The organism is Alteromonas ulvae (assembly GCF_048987005.1).
Lineage (GTDB): Bacteria > Pseudomonadota > Gammaproteobacteria > Enterobacterales > Alteromonadaceae > Alteromonas.
On record NZ_CP185261.1, the window covers coordinates 3546995 to 3571374 of the forward strand.

At 42.3% G+C, this 24380-nt stretch carries 15 protein-coding genes and 1 tRNA gene; 8 read left to right on the top strand and 8 right to left on the bottom strand.

The window, feature by feature from the left end:
* Positions 1-44: 44 nt before the first annotated feature.
* Together ACOJR9_RS15420 and fucP are read right to left on the bottom strand one after the other, a co-directional pair.
* Positions 45-3185, bottom strand: coding sequence for a WD40/YVTN/BNR-like repeat-containing protein (locus ACOJR9_RS15420; RefSeq protein ID WP_420933806.1), 3141 nt, complete (start codon positions 3183-3185; stop codon positions 45-47).
* Positions 3186-3424: 239 nt separating this feature from the next.
* Positions 3425-4699: an L-fucose:H+ symporter permease gene (gene fucP, locus ACOJR9_RS15425; RefSeq protein WP_420933807.1), complete on the bottom strand. Its 1275-nt coding sequence runs from the start codon at positions 4697-4699 to the stop codon at positions 3425-3427.
* A gap of 118 nt (positions 4700-4817) precedes the next feature.
* Between fucP and ACOJR9_RS15430 the strand changes: the two genes are divergently transcribed.
* From ACOJR9_RS15430 to ACOJR9_RS15450, 5 genes are all read left to right on the top strand, one after another.
* Positions 4818-6092, top strand: a complete 1275-nt coding sequence (locus ACOJR9_RS15430) for an ROK family transcriptional regulator (RefSeq protein WP_420933808.1) — start codon at positions 4818-4820, stop codon at positions 6090-6092.
* A 269-nt stretch (positions 6093-6361) separates the two neighbouring features.
* Positions 6362-8959, top strand: coding sequence for a TonB-dependent receptor (locus ACOJR9_RS15435; RefSeq protein ID WP_420933809.1), 2598 nt, complete (start codon positions 6362-6364; stop codon positions 8957-8959).
* A 273-nt stretch (positions 8960-9232) separates the two neighbouring features.
* Complete coding sequence (locus ACOJR9_RS15440) at positions 9233-10282, top strand: putative oxygenase MesX (protein WP_420933810.1); 1050 nt, start codon at positions 9233-9235, stop codon at positions 10280-10282.
* 62 nt (positions 10283-10344) lie between these two features.
* Positions 10345-11370 carry a methionine synthase gene (locus ACOJR9_RS15445; RefSeq protein ID WP_420933811.1) on the top strand — a complete coding sequence of 342 codons (1026 nt, stop codon included), beginning with the start codon at positions 10345-10347 and terminating at the stop codon, positions 11368-11370.
* 282 nt (positions 11371-11652) lie between these two features.
* Positions 11653-11739: transfer RNA gene (locus ACOJR9_RS15450), tRNA-Leu, on the top strand.
* A 53-nt stretch (positions 11740-11792) separates the two neighbouring features.
* On the opposite strand, the gene ACOJR9_RS15455 is transcribed toward ACOJR9_RS15450, so the two are convergent.
* The 6 genes from ACOJR9_RS15455 to ACOJR9_RS15480 are packed head-to-tail and all read right to left on the bottom strand — an operon-like array spanning position 11793 to position 20191.
* Complete coding sequence (locus ACOJR9_RS15455) at positions 11793-12980, bottom strand: hypothetical protein (RefSeq protein ID WP_420933812.1); 1188 nt, start codon at positions 12978-12980, stop codon at positions 11793-11795.
* A gap of 29 nt (positions 12981-13009) precedes the next feature.
* Entirely contained in the window at positions 13010-15913 is a 2904-nt protein-coding gene (locus ACOJR9_RS15460; protein WP_420933813.1) for a type I restriction endonuclease subunit R, read from the bottom strand.
* Positions 15914-15937: 24 nt separating this feature from the next.
* Entirely contained in the window at positions 15938-17140 is a 1203-nt protein-coding gene (locus tag ACOJR9_RS15465; RefSeq protein ID WP_420933814.1) for a restriction endonuclease subunit S, read from the bottom strand.
* 2 nt (positions 17141-17142) lie between these two features.
* Positions 17143-18696, bottom strand: a complete 1554-nt coding sequence (locus tag ACOJR9_RS15470; RefSeq protein ID WP_420933815.1) for a type I restriction-modification system subunit M — start codon at positions 18694-18696, stop codon at positions 17143-17145.
* Between the two features lie 38 nt (positions 18697-18734).
* Entirely contained in the window at positions 18735-19301 is a 567-nt protein-coding gene (locus ACOJR9_RS15475) for a DUF6933 domain-containing protein (RefSeq protein WP_420933816.1), read from the bottom strand.
* The gene (locus ACOJR9_RS15480) at positions 19298-20191 is read right to left on the bottom strand and encodes a WYL domain-containing protein (protein WP_420933817.1); all 894 of its coding nucleotides are present in this window, start codon (positions 20189-20191) and stop codon (positions 19298-19300) included. The genes ACOJR9_RS15475 and ACOJR9_RS15480 overlap by 4 nt, the downstream gene beginning before the upstream one ends.
* Before the next feature lie 269 nt (positions 20192-20460).
* On the opposite strand from ACOJR9_RS15480, the gene ACOJR9_RS15485 reads away from it, so the two are divergent.
* The 3 genes from ACOJR9_RS15485 to ACOJR9_RS15495 all read left to right on the top strand — a co-directional run bounded on the left by ACOJR9_RS15485 (position 20461) and on the right by ACOJR9_RS15495 (position 24299).
* Positions 20461-21570 (top strand): AAA family ATPase, encoded by a 1110-nt coding sequence (locus ACOJR9_RS15485; protein ID WP_420933818.1) that lies wholly within the window; start codon positions 20461-20463, stop codon positions 21568-21570.
* Positions 21563-22297 carry a hypothetical protein gene (locus tag ACOJR9_RS15490; protein WP_420933819.1) on the top strand — a complete coding sequence of 245 codons (735 nt, stop codon included), beginning with the start codon at positions 21563-21565 and terminating at the stop codon, positions 22295-22297. Before ACOJR9_RS15485 ends, ACOJR9_RS15490 begins: the two co-directional genes overlap by 8 nt.
* 112 nt (positions 22298-22409) lie before the next feature.
* Positions 22410-24299: a diguanylate cyclase domain-containing protein gene (locus ACOJR9_RS15495; protein ID WP_420933820.1), complete on the top strand. Its 1890-nt coding sequence runs from the start codon at positions 22410-22412 to the stop codon at positions 24297-24299.
* Positions 24300-24380 lie beyond the last annotated feature (81 nt).

A 24380-nucleotide genomic window follows, 5' to 3' on the forward strand; every position in this document is an offset into this window, starting at 1 on the left:
TTGGTTGAATTGAGACCGAGGACGTTTTACTTATTAGCAGTGAGCTACAAACGTTCTAAATCATATGCGCCCTGCTCTGATAGCTTTTTATTGAGCGGCGTTATTCGCTCTTCAAACAGGGTTTGTAATTGCAATTTATATTGCAGCCATTTTGCTTCTAAGTCTTCTAGTCTTTTTAATGCGCCCGCTTGCGCTGGAGCTCCCGTTCCGTCGAAATTATCCATTAAAAAGCGTACTTGCCTGTCGAGCATATTAGGCCAATTAATATCATCTTCAAAAGTTTGATGTTTAGGCTGAATCACTGACGACTCCCACTCATCAATTTCACTCACAATACGGTCGATAGACTCTGACATTTCAACAGACAGCATCACATTAGAATGTGTGACGTCATTAAGCTTTTCACGCACATTCCGGGCTTTCTGTAAGTGTGCAAACAGTTCATTTAAAATAGTTTCACTGGCCTTGATACTCTGCTCAACCACTTTTAACTGCTGCGCATTGGTATTCTCTCGTGGGTCGGGTAGCACCTTAAAAGATCTCGTTTGCGCTATATCGCCAAGCGATATCGTAGCTTTATATTCTCCCGGCATTACTCTGGCACCATTCCAGCCGCCAAAAAGCTTCACGTTATCAATACAGTTAAGGGGTGCGCGACGCAAATTCCACTCGAAGGTGTTATAGCCTTTATTTGTCGATGGATGCTTGAACTTGACCGGGCTGCGAATATCTTCATTGCCTTTCGCGCAAGATTCAAACGCGCTAGGTTTAGACGATAGCGAGCGCACTAATTCGTTGTCGGCATTAAAAATGTCAATGCGAAGTTCGTCATCTTCTTCTAGCTCTGCGCCTAAATAATATCTGAATGACGCGCCGCGAGGAGGGTTCTTAGCCTCAGGTTGACCGCTCATATTACCACCGCTTAGTAACCGCACGCCGTCAACAGGGCTAAATTGAAATAGCTTTTCATCAACCAAAGATTCGTTAACTTCGCGAAGAGGCGATATATCATCTAACACATAAAAGCCTCTTCCCTGTGTAGCAACCACTAGGTCATCACCTTTCACTTTAAGGTCTGTTATTGCAACCGGAGGTAAGTTGAGCGACAGCTTTTGCCAGTTTTTACCATCATCAAAGCTTATAAACATTCCACTTTCTGTGCCGGCAAACAGCATACCCTCTTGCTGAGTATCTTCACGAACTACTCTTACAAAAGCGTCTTCGGGCAAGCCTTTATCAATACGAGTCCAGCGTTTTCCATAATTTGTCGTTTTATAAATATACGGGCTGTAGTCGTTAAGTTTATAGCCAGTCACTGCAACGTAAGCTTTGCCCTCGGCATGAGAGCTTAACTCTATGGCATTTACCTGCGCTTCTTTTTTGTGAGGGGTAATATCTACCCAGTTTTTTCCTTCGTCCCTAGTAAGATGCAGTTTACCATCGTCGGCACCAGCCCAAAGCTCTCCCGCATTTACAGGAGATTCAGCAATATAAAACACTGTGTTGTAGTATTCAGCGCCCGCCTGCTCGTTAGTAATAGGCCCGCCATTTAGCCCCTGCTTTTCAGCATCGTTACGGGTAAGGTCAGGGCTAATTTCTTGCCAATTTACACCCCTGTCAGTGGTTTTTAGTATCATCTGTGTTCCGTAATACACAGTATTTGGGTCGTGTTTTGATACTAAAACTGGCGCATTCCAATTAGTGCGATATTTCTGGTCTCGAGCATTACGACCAAACACGTACTCAGGGTAAGGCATGATGGGGCGAGTTAACCCGCTTTCTCTATCAAATTCCGTGAGTGTACCGTTTATAGTAGTGGCGTAGATAAGCGCAGGATCGTTTGGATTAAACGCGATATGGGCACTTTCACCACCGCCCACTGCAAATTGTTCGTCAATGCCTATGCCGCTATCCCAAGTCGCAGAAGGCGTTGCCATAGTAGTGTTATCTTGCTGGCCTCCATAAATATGATACGGCTCAAGGTTATCTGTGGTCACTCTGTAAAATTGCGCAGTGGGTTGATTGTAAATACTCGACCACGACGCTCCACCATCAAACGTAACGGTTGCGCCACCATCGTTGGCGTTTATCATGTTTAAACTGTTTTCAGGGTTAATCCACATATCATGAGTATCGCCATGAGGCAGCGACTTAATTTCAAAGGTTTTGCCGCCATCAATGGATTTATGCAGCTGCACATTCATAACGTACAGAGTATTTTCATCGTTCGGGTCAACTTTTATATGGTTGTAATACCAAGCTCTGGCTTTAAGAATATTGTCGCCATTCATTAACTCCCATGTAGCCCCAGCATCATCACTGCGATATAAACCGCCCTCATCAGCTTCAACAATGGCGTAGAGTCGTTTAGGGTTTGATGGTGATACATCAATTCCCACTTTACCAATGAGCGTTGGCAAGCCTTTTTCAAGCTGCTCCCAGGTTTCACCGCCATCAATAGACTTATAAATGCCGCCCTCATCGCCGCCAGATTTTACAAACCACGGCGTTCTGCCGTGATGCCACATGCTTGCATAGAGTATTCTTGGGTTAGAAGGATCTATGGCCAAATCGGCTGCGCCCGTATCTGCATTCACTTTTAATACGTGTTGCCAATTTTTACCACCATCAGTGGTTTTGAAAATACCGCGCTGTTCGTTGGGAGCCCAAATATTGCCTTGAACCGCAGCCCAAGCAACGTCTGGATTCGAAGGGTGTATGCGTATTTTTGGAATTTGACCCCGATTGTCTAATCCAACCAGCTTCCATGTTTCGCCTGCGTCGGTAGATTTATAGATGCCTTTGCCATGACTTGTGGTAACGCCTCGAATAGGGCCTTCGCCAGTGCCAACATAAATTACGTTGGGGTCGGAAGGCGCTACTGCAATAGAACCAATGCTGCCTACTGCAAAATGTTTATCTGATAGCGGCTTCCACGATATTCCCGCGTTTTCAGTTTTCCATACTCCACCACCAGCAGCGCCCATGTAATAAAGCTGCGGGTTGCCTTTAACGCCGCTAACGGCAACCGAACGACCACCACGGTAAGGACCGACAAAACGGTATTCCATTTTGTCGAAAAGTACTGCATCAATGGTGTCTTCTAATCCATAAGTTGAAAATGAAAAACTCAACAGTGTGCTCACAGACACAACTAGAGCAGCTAATGTTCGCCGTAATATCATTGCTGAACGCCTTATTTTGGTTATTATTTTTAAAAGTGGAAATGCTTATTTTTGATGTTTTGTAACGATGAACACTTATATTGCAGCCAGCGTAGCGTTAAGGCAATGACTTTGGTGAGGAATTTGAACAAGCAAATATACAATAATGAGAAGATGTGAATATGTATTGGGCTATAGAGTTTTAATGCGCGGCACATTAAAGCCCCCTTGGACCTTCAACGTACCAGCACGGCAACGTGTTACGCTCTTTGCTTTGACCTAAGATCGAAAACGGCATATGAAGCAACGATTAAAAAGCAACCCGCGGGGACAATGTAGGATAGCGCTGTGCTGTAGTTATCAATCAGTGCCGCTTGAATAAGTGGAATAAGTGCCCCACCAAGAATAGCCATTACCAATCCTGCCGCACCAAATTTAGCGTCATCTTTTAATCCGTGTAGTGCAATGGCATAGATAGTTGGGAACATGAGTGATAGACAAGCCGAAATACCAATAAGCGCCCAAACGCCTGTATCATTGGGCATAGCAATCATGCAAAGACACAGTACCGTAGCGACAGTAGACATAACAGTTAACAGAGCCGCAGGCCTAATGAAGCCCATGATCCATGTCATTACAAAACGCGAAACAAGGAAAACCAACATACTGTATTGCAACACAGTCCCACCAGATATTTCATCTCCGCCTTTGGCTTCCATTACGTATTGAATAGTAAAGGTCCACACACAAGTTTGTGCTGCTACATTAAAAAACTGCGCTACTACACCAAAGCGATAGTGGCGATTTTTGAAAAGCCTTCCCATTGTGGCCCTAAAATCGACCTTATTACTCGTCTCTTGAGCCTGACAAACTGCGGGCGTTTTCATCATGGCAATGGCTATCCAAATTACCACCAAAACGCATGCAAACCCCACATAGGGCACCATAACGGCCTCAAGTTCAGCACTCATTACCGCAACGAGTTGATCAGCACTCATGTTACTTCGCTCATCGGCTGTTGCTTGATTTAATTGGGGAAGAATGAGCGTTGCTGCCAAAAACACTCCTAAATTAGTGCCAACAGGATTAAATGACTGAGCGAAATTCAGACGTCGAGTAGCTGTAACTTCACTCCCCATTCGCATGACATAGGGGTTAGCAGAGGTTTCAAGAATAGATAACCCACCGGCTAAAATAAAAAGCGCAGCGAGAAAAAAGCCATACGTCATCATCTGGCTTGCAGGGTAAAACATAAACGCACCAACGATGGCACACCCCAAGCCTGTCAGTACTCCAGTTTTATAAGAGAACCGTTTGTTGATAAATGCAGCCGGTATGGCTAAGCAAAAGTAAGCGCCATAATAACTAAACTGAACTAAGGCTGATTGCAAAGAAGACATAGTGAAAATTTTGCTAAACACTTTAACAAGCGGATCAGTCATATTTGCGGCAGTTCCCCATGCAGCAAAACATACAGTAAGAAGAATAAAAGGCAGTAACATATCACGAGAGACTAAGGGGGCTTTTTGTTGCATGGGTTACGGTCGCATGTTAATTTTTGGTTAACGCATTTAATCAACAAAATTTCACCATGTCAATAAATCAACTTTATTTATTTAAATATGATTAAGCAAATTTATTGGCAAAAACCAAATGTTAAAAAACGGAGTTATTACGTTTAACATAACCAACCTAAATTTCTTTGAAGTAGACGACATGACCGATAAAGCAAAAACTCAGAAATCGACACGAGAAGGCCGAGGTCAATCTGGTCTAAGAGTCCAGAATGAGCGAAAAATCATATCCCTCATTCGCCAACATGGTGCATTACCTAAAGCAGAAATAGCCCACAAAACTGGACTGTCTGCTCAAGCAGTCACAGTCATTATAAATCGCTTAGAGGCTGACGAACTACTAGTAAGAAAAACACCCCAGCGAGGCAGAGTAGGACAACCTTTAGTGCCCTTTGCACTCAATTCAGAAGGAGCATTTGGTATAGGTTTAAAGGTCGGAAGACGAAGTTTCGACCTCACTTTAATTGACTTGAACGGCAATGTTCGCGCTACTCTTCATGAAAACTTTCAATACCCCAGCGTTACTAAATTACTGGCATTTTTAGAAAAAGGCATTGAGGCCCTTACTCTAGGTTTGAACACCGATTTGCGTGAAAGAATTTTAGGAGTGGGCGTGGCAACGCCCTACGAAATATGGAGTTGGGCGGAAGAAGCAGGCGCCCCGTCGGAAGTATTGGACGAATGGAAAACCTTTAATTTTACTCAAGGGATCACGAGTATTATCAATTTACCGGTTTATGTTTGTAACGATGATACCGCTGCATGCTCTGCCGAGCTAAGCTTTGGTAACCCACATCATTTCGACAATTTCATGTACGTGTTTATTGGTACGTTTATTGGTGGTGGTGTGGTACTCAATGGTTCGTTGTTTACCGGCAAAACGGGTAATGCAGGTGCTATTGGCTCATTACCTCAACCAGTACTCGACCCACAAGGAAAGCTATCATCCCAACAGCTGATCATGCAGTCCTCATTATACATACTCGAACAGATGCTAATTGATGCAGGTTACGATGGAAAATCACTATGGCAGTCGAGTGAATACTGGGGAGAGTTAGGTGCCACTTTGGATGACTGGATTGACAAAGTAGCCGATGGTCTCGCCTATGCAGCCCTTTGCTCTATGGCTATTTTTGATTTTGAGGCCATCGTTATTGATGGCGCTATTCCCGTTACGGTAAGAGAAAAAATTATACGTGCTACTGCAGAAAAAATAGCAAAATCAGATACTCGAGGGCTCTCACCCTGCGAAATTGTAAGCGGCACCATAGGAGGCAAAGCGCAGTCTATCGGGTGCGCAAACCTGCCACTATTGGCAAACTTTTCTCAAGACAGTCGAAGCCTTTTTAACTAAGGTCTAACGACCTTAGTTTTCCCTACCTCTTTTTTAAAAAAACACAGCATTGCGTTGCGGGCTTCCCCATCTTTTTAAGCGTTTTCGAATCGCTGTAAATAGGTTGATATTATTTTGTGCATAAAATATTAAATAATATTAGTTGATTTATTATTTTTAATAACCTACATTTCGTTAACAATCTTGTTACCACCCTTAACATTTGATCAAATCTAACTACGGGACAGGGTTAGTCAACTTTAAGAAATAAATCACTGGAGAGACACATTATGCAATGCGCAACTAAACTCACACTCATCGCAGCAGCCGTCACTGCATCTATTTCTCAAACTTCTTTGGCACAAACTGCTGAAGAGGAAACAAGCAAACCTAGCAGTCTGGATTTTGAGCAAATCATTGTTACGGGTACATCTAGACCAAAAGAAAAAATTGAATCGACAAACGCAATGACAACGTTTGGCGAAGAAAAACTTGAGCGTTTAGCACCTTATAGTGTGGGTGAATTAGTTCGCAGCATTCCTGGATTTCATGCGGAAGACACAGGTGGTGAAACAGGTAACAATGTTGCGCCTCGTGGTTTTCCGCTGTCAACGCAGACGGAATTTACTGCATTATTGCGCGATGGTATGACGGTATTTTATAACCAGGATGTTTTGTTTTCTCAAAACGACCGCTTTACTCGCCTTTCTAATTTTATAGGTAATGTTGAAGCCATTAGAGGTGGTGCATCATCGATTTTCGTAGGTAGTGCACCTGCTGGTTTTATTAACTTTTTATCTCGTGAAGGCGGTGACGATACAGAAGGCGATGTATTTTTTGAAACCAATAGTAACAACCGCTTAGGTGCGCAAGCATGGGTGAGTGGCTCAATTAACGATCAAACCGTTTATGCCATTGGCGGTTGGTATCGCAGAGGTGACTCTGCTCGCGACCCGGGCTATACCGCCAACCAAGGTGGTGAAATTAATGCCAACGTAAAATATTTTTTTAAAGACAGCAGTGGCTTTACTCGCTTTGAATTTAACAAACAAGATGACAAATCTTTCTTCTTCATTCCTCAGCCTCTTACCGGTTCAACAACCGATGCGCAAACCATTCCAGGGGGGATGGACATTCGCGATGGAACAACGGGTAACTCAGCGGGCGCACGTTTACTTCGCTTAGCAAATACGCCTAGCGGCGATATCGATTTAGACGTTACCGACGGTAACTTTGCAGACGTAACCTACATCGGAAACACCACAGAGGTAGAGCTAAACGACAACTGGATGTTTACCAACCAAGTTCGCTATACCGACCTACTAACAACGTTCACCGGTATTATTAATGTTGGCAACGCAGAACCTTTATCGGGTAAGGCTCAAGCTATATTTGATAGCAACCAAACTGCCCTTGCCGATGCGGTTTTTAATGATAGTTTGAACTACAGAATACTCGATGCCGGGACAGGCTTTGAACTGGCTAATAACAGCAATGTTGATACTTTTAATACCAATGGTTTTGGTATTAATGCAGGCTTTTGGCATCGCCGCTTTGAAGGCGATAACCTTCAAAATGAAACAAAACTGCGTCATGTTTACGAAGGTTTAGATGAAGGCACTATTTACTCTACATTTGGTTTATTTGTTTCTAATATTAACGGCCATGTTACCGATTACCGAATTAACACCCTTCAGTCTGTTGAGCCTTTACCACAACGTTTAGATATCGCGTTTATCGACGAACAAGGCAATGACATTGCCAGCGGTACATATAAAGGAATACAGGCTGGTTCACACGGCTTTGCCAATATTGTTTATAACGAGTCGACCATTGCGCCTTATGCGGACTTTGAATACGAGATAGATGATTTAACCCTAAACCTTGGCGCACGCTACGAAACACTTAGAGCAAATGGTGAAGCCGAGAATCAGGGCAACTACGAAATAAGTAGCTTTACCAGCGATGCTGACCTAGTAAACGGAAGCATTGTTCTACCCTTCGGTGACGGCACTTATCGAGATTTTGATATTGAATATAGCGAGTTAGCGTGGACAGTTGCTGCGAATTACATCGTGAATGAAGACTTTGCTGTTTTTACTCGATATGCAGACGGGTTCCGTATGCCTGACGTAGATAAATATATGGCAATTACCGACCTTTCAAGTCAAGCAGAGATAGACGAGTTTAATCGCTCTGAACGTCGTGAAACCCAGCCAGCCTCTACAGTAATGGCAGAGTTAGGCTTCAAATATAACTCAGGCGACGTTGCTGCTTTCTTAACAGCTTATTATGCCGCAGCAGACGACCTATTCTTTAACGTGCCCACGGTAGTCGATAATCAGGTGGTACAACGCCAAGCATTCCGCAATACCGAAACGTTGGGTCTTGAGGCTGAATTCAATTTGCAAGTAACGGAAGGATGGAGCATTGGCTTGTCTGCCACGTATCAAGATCCAGAATTTGTTAACACCCCTGCAGCCGAGTTTATTAATAGCGATGGTAATGTTGATACAGTAAATATTAATGGCAATATGCCAGTGCGAGTACCAAAGCATTTTGGACAGCTTACTAGTAGCTATGAATTCGAAGATTTTGCTTGGGGCGTAGCCAGTGTAAACGCCACTTACTCGTGGAGCGGAAAACGTTATGCAGACGATGCCAATACTGCTGAACTCCCTTTCTATGGCATGCTTAACCTTGGCTTTGCGATAGAAAACGAAGATGGCTATTACGTAAGAGCTGACGTTAAAAACATCAACAATTCTGAAGGCTTATCGGAAGGCGATCCACGAGCTGGAGAAACTGTAGCTGGGCAAAATACCACATTTAACGCCCGTGTTGTGTTGCCTCGTACCTTTACAGTAAGTGTAGGTAAACGCTTCTAAACAACTTGGGTAGCTTGGGCGTGTGACCAAGCTACCCTACTCTATTTTTTCACTACCGCTTTTTTATTATTGATTGGCAAATCGATCTGCTCTGCTACTCAACACTTTCAGACCACCATCTATACAATTCAACTCACCTTCTATAACCCACTATAATCCACCAACACATGAATAAAGTTCATCGATAGATGAAATTAAGTCATTTTTATTCATAACAAACATTGCGTATAACATTCCCATGCAGAGACACCATTGAGGGAAGCGTGAAACACAATGAATAAAAACTTTGAATTTACTATTACTAGCACACCGTTGAATGAGGAGTATAGCCCTTCAGAGACCACGCGAATTACCACTAACTATGCAAATTTAGCTAGAGGTGAACATCGTAAAGCGAATCTCCGCAATGCTCTGCAAATGATAAACAACCGCTTTAATGCACTGGCTACATGGGACAACCTTACGGGGCAAAGATACGCCGTAGAGTTAGACATAATAACAGTAGAAGTAACCCTTAAAGCCCCTGCACTCACTAAAAACGAGATTAACGATCACAGTATCAAAAATTCCGCCCCCTCAGATACCAAGCTTCAGGGTGTTAACAAAAGCTTTCCAGCTATTGAAGTTCTTAAAACGACGATTGTGGACACCAAAACAAAGCAGCGTACAGAAGGTATAGTGGGTAACAACTTTTCTTCTTACCTAAGAGATTACGATTTCAGCGTAGTGCTTCCAGCGCATAATAAGGGGCAGTCTCACTTTAGTGTTCCTGACAACTTTGGCGACCTGCATGGTACGCTCTTTCAACAGCTTGTGCAGTCAAACGCTTACAAGGCGCACTTTTCAAAGCTTCCTGTTATTTGTATAAGCGTTTCAGACAGTAAGGTGTATCACCGAACTGAAAATGAACACCCGATTTTAGGGGTTGAATATGTTCCCAATGAAACGTCATTAACCGAAAGCTACTTCAAAAAAATGGGCTTAAACGTCCGCTATTTTATGCCGCCTAATAGTGTTGCGCCGTTTGCGTTCTATTTCTCTAATGACTTGCTAAACGACTACACCAACTTAGAGCTAATCAGCACCATAAGCACGATGGAAACATTTCAAAAAATCTATCGCCCGGAGATTTATAACGCGAATGCCGTTGCCGGAAAACGTTACCAGCCTAATTTGCGTCATCAAGACCACTCGGTTACTCGCATTGTTTACGACAGAGATGAACGCACCAAGCTAGGTGTTGAGCAAGGAAAATTTGTTGAAGAAACCTTTATCAAGCCTTACCGCGCAACCTTGAAGCAATACATCAAGCAACGCGCTTAAAGTAGCGCCCATACGACAGCGCGTATTAATGCTCAACCACCCTATTAAGTGAAGATTTGATTATGAAAACATTATTACCAACAACAATTTCTGGAAGTTTACCAAAACCGTCCTGGCTGTCAGAGCCAGAAACGCTATGGTCGCCATGGAAACTTAACAATGAAGCCCTTATTGAAGGCAAGCGAGATGCTTTGAAACTATCTTTACACGAACAGCAATGTGCTGGCATTGATATTGTGTGCGATGGCGAACAAACAAGGCAGCATTTTGTTACCACTTTCATTGAACATTTAAACGGCGTTGATTTTGAAAACAGAGAAACTGTACGAATTCGAGATCGTTACGACGCAAGCGTACCAAGAGTGATTGATGCCGTTACTCGCCCCAATTCCGTATTTGTAGAAGACGCTAAATTCCTGCGTAGCCAAACGGACAGACCTATCAAGTGGGCCCTGCCCGGACCTATGACAATGGTAGATACGCTTTATGACGCGCACTACAAAAGCCGTGAAAAACTGGCATGGGAGTTTGCGAAGATTCTCAATCAAGAGGCAAAAGAACTAGAAGAGGCTGGTGTAGATATTATTCAGTTTGATGAACCGGCATTTAATGTATTTTTCGACGATGTAAATGAATGGGGCGTAGCCGCTTTAGAGCGCGCTGTGGAAGGGCTGAAATGCGAAACTGCTGTACATATTTGCTATGGTTACGGCATTAAGGCGAATACTGAATGGAAAAAGACACTGGGCAACGAATGGAGACAGTACGAATCTATTTTCCCTATGCTTCAGCGCTCAAACATAGACATCATTTCATTAGAGTGCCACAACTCTCGGGTACCGCTAGAGCTTATTGAATTGTTAAGAGGCAAGAAAATCATGGTGGGCGCGATCGATGTTGCCAACCACACAGTAGAAACCGCCGATGAAGTCGCCAACACGCTCAGAAACGTACTAAAATATGTAGATGCAGATAAACTTTATCCCTGCACGAACTGTGGGATGGCACCGCTGCCAAGAGAGGTAGCCCGCGCTAAACTCAAAGCCTTATCTGATGGCGCCGCTATTGTGAGAAATGAGTGTGCTTAAAAGACTTGTTGAACATTCTTTCAACACTTAAAAGTAATTCTCGAAAAAAAGTGTTGTATGCGCGCCCTGCATCGCTATAATGCAGGGCATTGGCTTGTAGCCAATAAAATATGATGCCAGAGTGATGAAATTGGTAGACATGACGGATTCAAAACTAATCGCGTCTAACAATTACGATGTGGCAAGTCATTGAAAGGTATAGCACCTTTTGACTTTAACAAGCTAAAAATTGCTTGCAAAGATTTGCAAAGTTTTTACACTTCGCAAATAGCAAAATTTGATGCCAGAGTGATGAAATTGGTAGACATGACGGATTCAAAATCCGTTGCCTTCGCGGGCGTGCCGGTTCAAGTCCGGCCTCTGGTACCATTCTTTGCAAGGTTATTTAGCAACTAAACCGACCTTTGAGTCGGTTTTTTTGTTTAATTTTTACGCTTTTTACTCTTACCTTTGATCGCCCTAAAGTCGACGAGATGATCTGGGAACAACACTCCAACTCTTCCAGTAGCATGATTAAAGCCTAATTGACTTTTATTAACGATAGATTCGACTTGAACTTTTATCGCTGGATTTAGAAGACTTAAAAGATATTCAATAAAATTGTTCACGGCTTTTCTGTCATCATTCAGTGATTCTAACCTAACCAGGCTTGTTGATACGCCAATAGTTTTATCCCACGAATCTTCATATGAAATGAATATTGGTACTTTACCGTTAAAGAAAACGTTGCCTATGCCTAGTTTATTTAAATCTACATTTCCATGTAATAAGTCATTCCTCTCATTCATTAACGTATGGAATGCTTTACATTGAGGTGATTCATAATCCACGGGCGACTGAAAACCATTACAATTAATATGAAGTGACTGCACACGTATATCTATTGGTTGGCGCAATACATTTTGGAAAAGTCTCTCACTTTTTTTTATTTCAGGTTTGCTCAAAACAAAAAGCAATAGATTGATAAAAGATTCAGCTTGCACAGGTAGCATTGCGCGAGCACCGTAGGCTAAGCCAACTGCAAAGCTATACTTCGTTGCATTGATCTCCCATCTTTTTTTGAATTTTTTGAAGTCAGATGGGGATGTAGGTTGAGGAATTTTATCCTTAGCCAGGTTAAGTTTTAGCTCTTCGATTTTTCTATATTGTTGATCTATAGCTTCACTTATTTGCTTATATGGATTTAAAAACTGTTGCCACTTTTCAAGCTTATTCCTTAACTGCGAAATCTGCTTTCCATAATTCCCTATATCTAATTTTACTTGACTAACGAAGTCTGAAATAGAAAGTTTAGAAGAGCCAAAATTGCCAGCTAAATGTATTTCCGACCGAAAATTGTGCCCCTGAATAGTTGTAAAACCCAAATCTCCGCTCAGCACCCACTCCCAATGAATTAGGTTGTCAGAGTCATCATGTCTAAAAAAGTTTTGCAGCCCATTAGGCTCACCATATTTGGCATAGAGATAACAGTACAAATCGACTGGCTTTATTTCGTTTGTTATTTCCCAAACGGTTCCACCCTTTGGATAGTTGTCATCTTTCAAAAGCCTTGCGATGTATTTCGTAGGCATCGCATTTAAATTTAAGAAATATTGGTCTAACCCTTTCATTTCGTATCCGCTGGCTAATTAGAAACCTACTACACTCCACCATAAAACGTATTCACAAAGTCTTTCAGCTTCTCGGTAAGGCGCGGTATGACTTTATTGCGCTGAAGTATGCTGGGTGGTTTCTCCATTAGCCCTGCAACGTCTTCACGCAACGGTTCTTGGTTGTTGTAAATCATTCGTTCGACAACATCTTTCATGCGTTCTGGAACGAGTTGCTCTTCTTCTGCAATTTGCTTTGTCGCCTTTTCTTTCTCAACTTCCCAGTAAGCTGCAAATGCGTCGTCTACTTCTTCGGCAGACTTCACATTCGGTAGATTTTCCTTAATAAATTTATCGATGAGTTCCTGCTTACTTCTCAGGTTGGGATCACCATTCACCGCTTGCATCAGTGCCTTGTACTGGTACTGGTATTCTTCTTCCGACTCGGTTTCTTTTAACTTACTCAGGAGTTTCAGTATGTAGGCAACGTTTATCTCATCCATCGCCAAGAGTTCGAGTTCAAAGTCGACCTCTTCCAGAACAGACACCTTTTCTTTGGCATTATTCGTCTTCACTTTGTCGTGTAAGTCGAGGTACTTACTCTTGAAGTCTTCGAACTCTTGTTCATCTATTCGCACGTCTTCAAAGCTAAAATCTGCAAAGCTTTCGAGAATGTTTCTCAAGCGCATTAACTCGCGAAACGCCTTAATGTATTCCAGTTCCTGATTTTCATCTTCCAGACTATCGACACTTTCAGGATCAGGGGCGAAAGCCAAAAGGTTGCCAAAGGCTTTATTGAAGAGCTTCACAAACTCTTCGTAGGGCGGCATGATGACGGTGTCTTTAGCGTCTTTGTTTGAAAACAGAGCAAGAGCTTCATCTGTGCGCTTTTTGAGGTTGCGGAAGCACACAATATTACCTTGTGACTTTTGCTCGTTAAGAATTCGGTTGGTGCGCGAATATGCCTGTATTAATCCATGATATTTGAGATTCTTATCGACAAACAGCGTGTTCAAAGTTTTGCTGTCAAAGCCTGTCAGGAACATGTTTACTACCAACAGTATGTCTACCTTACGCTGGCGAACTTTCTTTGAAATATCGTTGTAGTAGTTATAGAAAGACTCGCTGTCTTTAGTGGTGTAACTGCAACTGAACATTTCGTTGTAATCACCGATAAACTGCTCCAACTTATCGCGGCTGTGACTATACACAGCCTGAGGTTCTGCCACCTTATCTAAATGGTTATCGTCCAATCCATCGGCGTCGGGATCTTCCTCATTGGCTGCATAAGAAAAGATAGTTGCAACTTTGAGGTTGTGCTTTTCTTCCGCTTTCTTTTTGGCAAACAGTTCATAGTACTTTATCAACGCAGGAACGCTGGATACGCAAAACATCGCCGTAAATTCTCGGCTATGAGTCTTACGGTTATGTTGAGCAATGATGTAATCGACAATTTTTTCTAACCGAATCTCTGATTCCATCAGTTCTTTGGTGTCGATACCTTCAACTTCAATGTCTATCTCATTTGCACTGTCTTTCTTCTTGTACCTGCCGACATACTCAACGTTAAACTTAAGGACGTTCTCATCTTTAATCGCATCGACAATGGTGTATTTGTGCAGAGGCTTATGAAACAAGTCCGTTGTTGTGTATTTGCGAGATGATTTCGAGACGGCGTTTTCCACAAAAATCGGCGTACCAGTGAAACCAAACAATTGATGATTAGTGAAGAACTGGCTGATTTTTTGGTGGGTATCGCCAAACTGGCTTCGGTGACACTCGTCAAAGATAAACACAATATTTTTATCTTTCACCGGCTCCATTCTTTTAGAGTAACGCTTGTGGCTTATCGCGTTGTTAAGCTTTTGAATGGTTGTGACAATCAGCTTTGTATTGCGTTGCTCATTGATCTTATCTGCGGCAACCGGCGCATCGGTAAACTGATCTACAAGTAGCTTTGTGTTATCTGTGCTATCTACGCACCCTTTCGAAAAGCCGTTAAACTCTTTGCTGGTTTGGTAGTCGAGATCCTTGCGATCAACAACAAACACCACTTTGTGAACTTGGCTGTCGCCTGTAAGCAATTGGGCCGTTTTGAAAGAGGTTAAGGTTTTACCTGAGCCCGTTGTATGCCAGATGTACCCATTCATCTTATCCGTGGATTGCGCATTTGCAACTAAAGACTGGCGTTCAGCAACGCGTTCGATAATCGCTTCCGTTGCATATATCTGGTAAGGACGCATTACCATGAGAATGCGGTCAGTCTCATTTAATACCAAATACTTCGTGATCATGTCGGTGAGATGATTGGGCGTTAAAAACACCTGAGCAAATTCAGTCAGGTCACTATAACGTTTGGTATTTAACTCATCTGCCCAGAAGAACGTTTGCTTGAAGCTTTGTTTGCGGTTGTTAGCGTAATACTTGGTGTTCGCTCCGTTTGATATAACGAATACCTGCACGTACTGAAACAGGCCATCCTCTGCCCAATAAGAATGACGCTGATAACGGTTTATCTGATTGAAAGCTTCTTTTAATTCAAGTCCACGGCGCTTAAGTTCGATTTGCACTAAAGGCAGACCGTTAACCAGAATGGTGACGTCATAACGGTTCTTGTAACGACCTTCTACGGTAACTTGCTGAGTAACCTGAAAGTGATTTTGCTTAACATCTTCATCCAAAAAGCGAATGTAGCCAGTAGTGCCATCGTCCTTATTAATTTGCAGTCGGTCACGAAGAATCTTGGCCTTATCGAACACATTACCCTTCACTAATGCGTTGCGAATTTGCTTTAGTTCGGTATCGCTAATATCAAAACCGTTGAGCTTGGAAAGCTGCGCTTTCAAGTTTTCTCGTAATGATTTTATATCCGTGATTTGTACACGCTCAAAACCTTGCTTCGCAAGTTGTGCAACGAGCTTATTTTCTAATTCTTGCTCCGACTGATAGGCCACATTTACTCCTTGTACTTCCTTACCCTAAACGAACATCTTCTGCATCAACCCTTTTTTAAAGGTTTGAATAAGCTCTATTTGTTCTTTAAGCAATCTTAATTTTGTATCTAGTTCTAATGAAAAATTCGTTATTTTTTCTTGCTCTTTACTTGAAGGCATTGGCAGCTTGATATTCTTAAGCTCATTGAAAGATAGGACAACTTGCGATGTTCCTACTGCTTGACGCCCAAATTTATTTTTGTGCATTCGTGTCAACTCAACAAAAAAATCATTTTGTTTATTTTTCATTGTAAAAACGGGGTAATATGTACTGATAATTCCAGTGAATCCAAGATCGTTTTTATTAAAGAAAAACTGTCTGTCGTCACTCCTTGACCTGTAAGTTAAAAAACCAGAAGGAATGACATTGAAACCCAAATTTTTCCGCTCTGTAATCCTACCCTCACCGTAATAGTCCGACTGTTTGATAAGCCCTTTTCTAGATGACGTAAGTACCTCGTACTGATTTTCGATTTGAGATTTTTCTTTATACTCTTCTAACCAAGTACCTAGCTTCGTTTCCTGCCAATCAGGGAATTCACTTCCATCATCATCTTTAAAACGAATTTCTCGCTTGAAAAGCTGTTGCATCACGCCTTTTTTGTATTGCTCAAGCAAGGCATGCTTCTCTTTTAACAGGCTGATTTTTTTGTCTACTACCGTTAAAAAATCGGCTATTTTTTGTTGTTCTTCAATATCGCAAATTGAAATTTTAAGCTTATTAATTTGTTTAAGGGACAAAAATGGCTGTGCTCCACCACTTGTAAGCTGATGGAATAACTTACGGGTCTGCATTCTTAGCGATTGCTCCAAAAACACCGGATTGACTACATCCCTATTTGGCTTAATAAGAGCAACATTTTTTAAACTAAATTCAAAATCTACGTCAACTAATGCGGCAGTAGCCGTACCTGCGCCTATATTGACCAGCAGAATATCGTCCCTCTCTGGATTACATCTTTTGAAAATAATTTGATGCTCTTCTTCAGAGACATAGTAACAATTTGCAAAATCTATTTTTCCATCTTTGACATGTATCGCGGTTAAGTATGGCACTCCGCTCTCTCTTACCTTTGGAGTGTCATGAGTACCGTCAGTTACCTTTGTCGAAATTTCGCTTACAACTTTGGTAGCCCATGGGTTGCTAAAAACCTTGAATCGAGTAGAAGGAGCATTTGTATTTTGCATACTTATTCCTTGAGACCTAGCTCTATCAAGTAACTGGAGACTTTTCTGTCTGCTGTAACTATTTTATCGTCTAACTTTTCTAAAGCAGAAATTAGCTCTCCCAAGTCAGCATGAACTTCATCTTCAAATGTATCGACATACCTTGGTATGTTTAGATTGAAATCATTTTCACTAGAGATTGCATCGATATGTGCGACATTAGCAAACTTATCTTTGAATTCACGACGGTCAACTGCTTCCAATATTGCTTCTAAATCTTCATCTCGGAGGTAGTTCTGATTGGTTGCCTTACCGAAGTTCTGGCTTGCATCAATAAACAAGATATTTTCTCTATGCTCACGGTTCTTCTTTAGAACCAAGATACAAGTTGGTATAGATGTGCCGTAGAAGATGTTTGCTGGTAAACCAATCACCGCATCAAGATAGTTTTTTTCTTTGATCAAATGTTTACGAATATGGCCTTCTGCGGCTCCTCGAAAGAGCACACCGTGAGGCAATACCACTGCCATTGTGCCGTTATCATCCAACTGATGAATCATATGTTGCACGAAAGCAAAGTCTGCCTTTGATGCAGGTGCAAGTTTGCCGTAGTCTTGAAAACGTTCGTCAGTGAGAAATCCTTGAGATGCACTCCACTTAGCTGAAAATGGAGGATTCGCGACAACGGCTTCGAACTTGTGTTCCAAGTGATGTGGTTGTTCGAGTGTGTCGTCCTGCTGAATATCAAATCGACGATAGTGCACACCGTGCAAAATCATATTCATTCTAGCCAGGTTGTAGGTGCTGGGGTTTTGCTCCTGTCCGTAGAAATGCCCAACGTCCTTCACTTCTTTTGCTACCCGTAAAAGCAAAGAGCCAGAGCCGCATGTAGGATCATATACACTGCGAAGTTTATCTTTTCCATGAGTAACCAGTTTCGCCAGAAGCTTCGACACCATAGGCGGTGTGTAGAACTCACCAGCCTTTTTGCCAGCGCCTGATGCAAACTGTCCAATCAAGTATTCATAAGCATCGCCCAGTACATCAATTTCCGTTTCATGATGCAGAAAGTCTATGTCGTCGAGATGAACCAGTATTTTTGCGATCAGCTCGTTTTTGGCTTTTTCTGTTTTACCGAGCTTGTTTGAGGTTAAGTCGAGGTCGTCAAACAAACCATTGAAATCATCCTCAGCCGCCGTACCCATAGTGCTTTGCTCAATATGATTCAGCACTTCAGTAAGCTGCTCTAAAATGAACTCACCGTTTTTACCTTTTTCAGCCAGCACATGGAAAAGCTCACTGGGCTTTAGGAAATAGCCTAAGTGATCGATCGCTTCTTCGTGAATGGCATCCAGATACTCTTTACCCCGTTGTGAATTCTCGTCAATTTCATCAAATTTAATGCCATCCTCTTTGAGAAGTTCATCGGCATAAATGTCCATTCGTTCAGAGAGGTACTTATAAAAAATAAAACCAAGAATGTAGTCGCGAAACTCATCGGCGCTCATATTACCTCGAAGCGCGTTGGCAATATTCCAGAGCTGTTTTTCTAATGCTTTCTTATGTTGTTCAACCATTGTTTCTTATTCCTTGCTACATCTTTCCTGCAACATTATTAGTTGGGCTTTAATGCTTTATTCGGTGTTTGTTGCGTTAATTTTTTTAAAAGCTGGGCCATTTCTCTATCTGGCCAAATGTAATCTTTCTGACCTTTTACGCCACAAGGCCTATGGCTTAAATCTGCGCTGTATCGGCACGGGCTGATACCCGCGACCGAGGTGTTTTTGTAATACAACCCATAATCAATATCTTGAGATACTTGATTCATCGTACCTTGTACCGAACGATTACAGTTTGTATCGAACGTAAGTGGTTGGTAGTTCGTCGCAGCGGCATTAACGAGCTCAGGCGGCATGTCGCTTTTCAACAAGGTGTTAATAAACACATCGTTAAAATGCCAATCGAGGTTCGCGAAGTCTTTCTTGGTTAAGCATGGAATGAACAGCGTAAAACGTGTGGCATCATGTACCGCGATGACACATTGCCTGCGCTGAATAGTGATAAGGTTTGCGTGCCAGTTTAGCCACTGCGCCTGAATACCTATAGCAGTCGCAGGTTGTTCTGTAGCTTTCACCTTATCAGGCAGTTTGGCGTAAAGCTTCTTGGTGCAATGTAGGATCACTTACTACCTCCGCTTGCATTACCTTTAACTTCATACCCCGGCGCAATCGCTAAGTTTTGCACGTTGTTTAGCGTAAAACGGTTTTGTAGCCAAAGTTGGTACTCTGATCCAATTAAGGTTCCGCTTTCGGTACAGTCAACATTCCATCGTCTTAACAGATAACCCGCCATCGCCGCTCGTACCTCGATAAGCAGTTGTTTGTTTTCCATGCCGTAATCCATTTCGATCGCGGTTGGATGTTCAACATTCTTGGGATGCGGCACGAGTTGAAGCGGAATAAGACGCTGCCATTCGGCATCTGCTTGGGCGCTTTCTTCATCACTACGCGTGTCTTTAATTGTTACTTTGCTAATACGCGTTAATACAAAATCTCGGAAACTCTGACTCTTGCGGTCAAAGGCGCGAACGTGCCAGCGTAGGCCATTGTCCACGATGGAATGTGGAACGAGCTCTCTGGCATTCGAACCGCTAGAAAGTGACGTGTAGATAACGCTAACCGCTTTGTTATTAAGAATGGCCTGCACGAGACGCGCAACAATAAAGATGTCGGGCACATTCAGGCTGGACGGAGCTTCTACTGGGAAATGGATATCGCCTATCGCATCAAACCCATCGGAGATATCGTTGGCAAGTTTGGTTAAGGTACGCCTTGCGTCGTGTTCGAAAACAGGTTTGAACTGAGGCGTCTGGAAATATCGCTTTTCTCGCGAATCGTAAGACAGGTTATCCGGTGCAAGCTCTTTGTAAATGCCGAAATCGCGGGAACCTGCCGACAAGCCGACCTGAAAACGATTAATTAAGTCCTGACGATAAATCGCACCTTTGAATAACAGGCAAAAGTCGATGTAGGCAAGACGTTGTTTTTGAGCAAAGCTGATAGAGTCGAGCATCGTCCCTGTGTACTTTTCTATACTTTAGTCCAGTGTGGTTTATTATGAGACGGTTGTAAAGAAGATACGTAGTTAATAGCTCAACGATGGGTGCTTATACTCCTTTTTTCTTGCTTCAAGTTATACATTTGTTGAGGTCAAGAAGAAGTGTGAAGTACCGTAGGATTCTTATGAAACCATTGTAGTTCAAAAGATAAAAAACCTGTACCGTAATTTTTTTACGGCACGATAAAGCTGTGCTATCTTGACACTGAATACTGGAGACTACGATGCTTATTTATTTTTCGGTGCAAGGATTTAGGAATTTTAAAGACAAACTAGAATTCGATCTGCGAAGCACTAACAAGTACGAATTTAATACACACGCTCTCAAAAACGGTACTGTAAACCATAGTGTCATCTATGGTGAAAACGGTAGTGGGAAATCAAATGTCGGTTTAGCGATATTAGATATCGTTTCACACGTCATACCTGATTCAACTGTGCAAATAAATACATTGAAAGATAACTTTCTCAATGCGGATACGGATGAGCAACACGCAAACTTTGAGTATGAGTTTGAGATCGAAGGACATGAGGTGGTATATCGCTATGGTAAAACTGACGACTTGAGCCTTGTATATGAATCACTTTATATAGACAAGCAACTAGTCGCGGAAATAAACAGAGACGAAGGTCATAAAGCTTTCTTTGATTTAGATGGTAGTGAAAATCTGAAAACTGACATATCCAGAGCTGATATCTCCATTATTCGTTATCTCAGTATGTCCGTGCTAGATGAGACTAGACTTAATTATATTTTCGATAAGTTTATTGAATTTGTAGGTGGCATGGTGTTCTTTCGAAGCCTCAATCGAACGGAATATCAGGGGCAAAGGATTAGCTCAAGTAAGCTTTCGGACGAAATAATAGGTAAAGGAAAAGTCCAAGAATTCGAAACTTTCTTGAATGAGGTGGGAGTGAATTGCAACCTTGATATACAGGGAGCATCAGACGACCAATATATTGTCTTTAAGTATCGGAACAAGACAATAGAATTTTCAAGAATTGCCAGTACAGGGACATTGTCTTTGGGTATTTTTTATTATTGGTATTTGCAGTTGTGTGACAAAAAAATAAAGTTCGCATTTATTGATGAGTTTGACGCTTTTTATCATTTTGAGCTATCGAGAAAAATTGTACACAAACTCGGTGAACTTGAATGCCAAACTATTTTAACGACTCATAACCTATCACTACTGGACAATGATCTCCTAAGGCCAGATTGTTATTTCGAGGTAAACGACAACAAAATCGTTCCTTTCTCAAGCTTAGTTCATAAGGAATTACGGAAAGCTCATAATATAGAGAAAATCTACAGAGGAATGAGGGTTGAGTAGACACGTTTTACTGATTTTTGAGGGAGAAAAGACCGAGCTTAACTACTATCAAAGTCTGAAAAGAGCGTTTTTCGATCAAGATGAAACAGCGGTTTGCGTCTGCGTTTTTGGAAATGATGTTTTTGAGCTTTCCGAAGAGCTTTTGGAGGACCCTGATCTAGACGTAGTCGAATTATTGCGGGAGTCGGTAACTCAACCAAAGAATAAGGAGGTCTTGGCTGGCATATCTCGACATAAATTCACAGAAATCTATTTGTTCTTCGATCTCGAATACAACGATGATAAATTTTCTTTCGAAACGCTAGAGACATTCATTGGGCTCTATTCGGATGAGACTGATTTGGGATACGCCTTCGTCAACTATCCTATGGTTGAAGCTACAAGGCACGTAAAAACGCCGGAGTCATTTCTATCGAGCCAAATTGGAGTAGGTAGTTGTAGAGGCAAAATCTACAAGCGCCTTTCAGCTGAAGAGGGAATAAAAGAGTTGAGTGATGCGAGAAAGATAACACATACTGACTGGATAAAATTAGCGTCTATCAATCATAAAAAGGCTTGCCATATAACGAACGAAGATCATGAAACACTTACCAGCCAACTGACGATCTTATCATCACAGAAAACCAAGGTGCAAACGTCAGAACTCATCTATATTCTGGCAGGCCTACCTCTATTTCTTGTCCATCATTTTGGGCTTTCGCTCATAAACTCATTGCCTGTCGAGTAGCAAAACGGTTGTGATGTACTAGTGTAGTGTTCATAGTGTAACGTACTATATTCAGAATTTATCTGACAGCTACCATTTTTAAGCTACCTAAATCATTTATCGGTACACATTTTTGGAAAAAAGAAAATTAACAAGAGAGATAAGTAGCAAGGAACAATTAGGCAGACGCCTCGTTGCTCGTATCAGTATTTGGTCCTTGTTGGTTGTTTTCATTGCTTCAACGGCGACATTTTTTTCAACTTATCCGAATTACCAACAACGTATTATTACGTCATTACAGCAGGATATAGCCACTGCGTTAGTACCGGCAGAATCCCTGTTTGCACGCGTAACCTCACAAGCCGAGACGATGACGTCGCGCTTTCTCGCATATTATCAATATTTTCATACTGACAGTCGGGATAGCGTGGACCAATTTGATCACTGGTTCGAGCAGACGTCACCAGGAGTCACACGTCTAAAGCAGTCTTACTTCGATGGCAAAAATGACAACGACTTTCTCATTAAAGGCATGTCAGCATTCATCGGTAAATCTGAGCAGCCCCTTGATGACGAGAGAAAAGCACGTATTATTGCCGCGACGCTCACGCTCAACGAACTTGGTCCCGCATGGTCAAATAGCGTTAGCAACAGTCACCTTTCTATGCCAGAAAATGCACTTGTTCTTTACTCACAACACAGCGCCTGGGGTCGTCTTGCCGATAAAGACTTAATAATGACAAACTACAGTGTGCTGAAATCAAGCTTGCAGTCTAATAATCCCGCCCGCGAGCCTAATTGGACTGGACTGTATTATGACCGCTCTGCGGACTTATGGACGATAACCTATCAAAGGCCAATAGATTTAGCAGGGCAACACCTAGCAAACGCAAGTTTTGATGTAGAACTGACGCAATTGCTGGAAGATTTGCAGGGACAGCGACAAGATGCTACACAGTTTATGGTACTAAATCAAAAAGGGGATTTAATTGCGGCCCCCGGTATCAGTGACAAACTCAAAGCCCAGCCGCTATTAAATCATGACAATTATCTCGAGCCGATATATCAATCAGTGTATCAACTGATGACTCAACGCTCTTTTACAGAAGGACCTGCGGTGTTTGAAGACGCCGTGCCAGGACAGCTGGTTATTGTTCAACCTCTGCCCCGTTTGGGTTGGTGGTACGTTGCTCTTTATCCACAGAATATGATCTCAGAGCAAGCTGGTATGCAGTCATTGCGGGTGTTTACTACGGGTATAATTATGTTGGGGCTTTTATTACTCGTTGTCTACTGGCAAGTCACTCGTGAGGTATCACAGCCTCTTCGACGACTCGCCTCTGTCGCAGCGCAGATGGATTCAAAAAATTATGAAGGCGTAATTACAAATCAAGAGCACGTCTGGAAATTCAAAGGCGAAGTAAAGCTAGCCCTTGACGCCTTTAGAACAATGGCCCGTCGGTTTATAGAAGCGCAACTTAACCTTGAACAACAGGTTCAGACAAGAACCACCGAGCTTGCACAGGCAAATAGCAAGCTTGAGGAAATAGCGCATATAGATGGCCTAACGGGGCTGATGAATAGGCGTTCATTCGATAGAGATTTACAGGCAGCATTAAACTCAAACGACAACTATATTTTAGCCTTAGCCGATATTGATGCGTTTAAACCCTATAATGACCACTATGGTCACGAAGCAGGCGATACGGTTTTACGACGCGTTGGCCGATGCTTACAGCAGGTTAACCACGCTCAGGTCTATCGCTACGGTGGAGAGGAGTTTGCTTTGCTGGTGAAAGAAACTAGATTGAATAAATCCCCGACCCTCCTCAATGAGGTTATTACCCTGATTGAAAAGCTAGACATTCGTCATGATTTTAATCATCGAGACGGGAACGTAGTGAGTATCAGCATGGGTACGGTTACAATACATCAGGGACAAACGCCTTCGAATGTCATAAAACTTGCCGATGAAAACCTATACAAAGCAAAGGCAAAAGGCGGCAATTGTTTGATAGGGTAAACAATATGAAGCACTAGTTACTTAACGAAGAATAACAACGGGTGATGCAGGATAAGATAAATTAAAGCCACACATCACTCA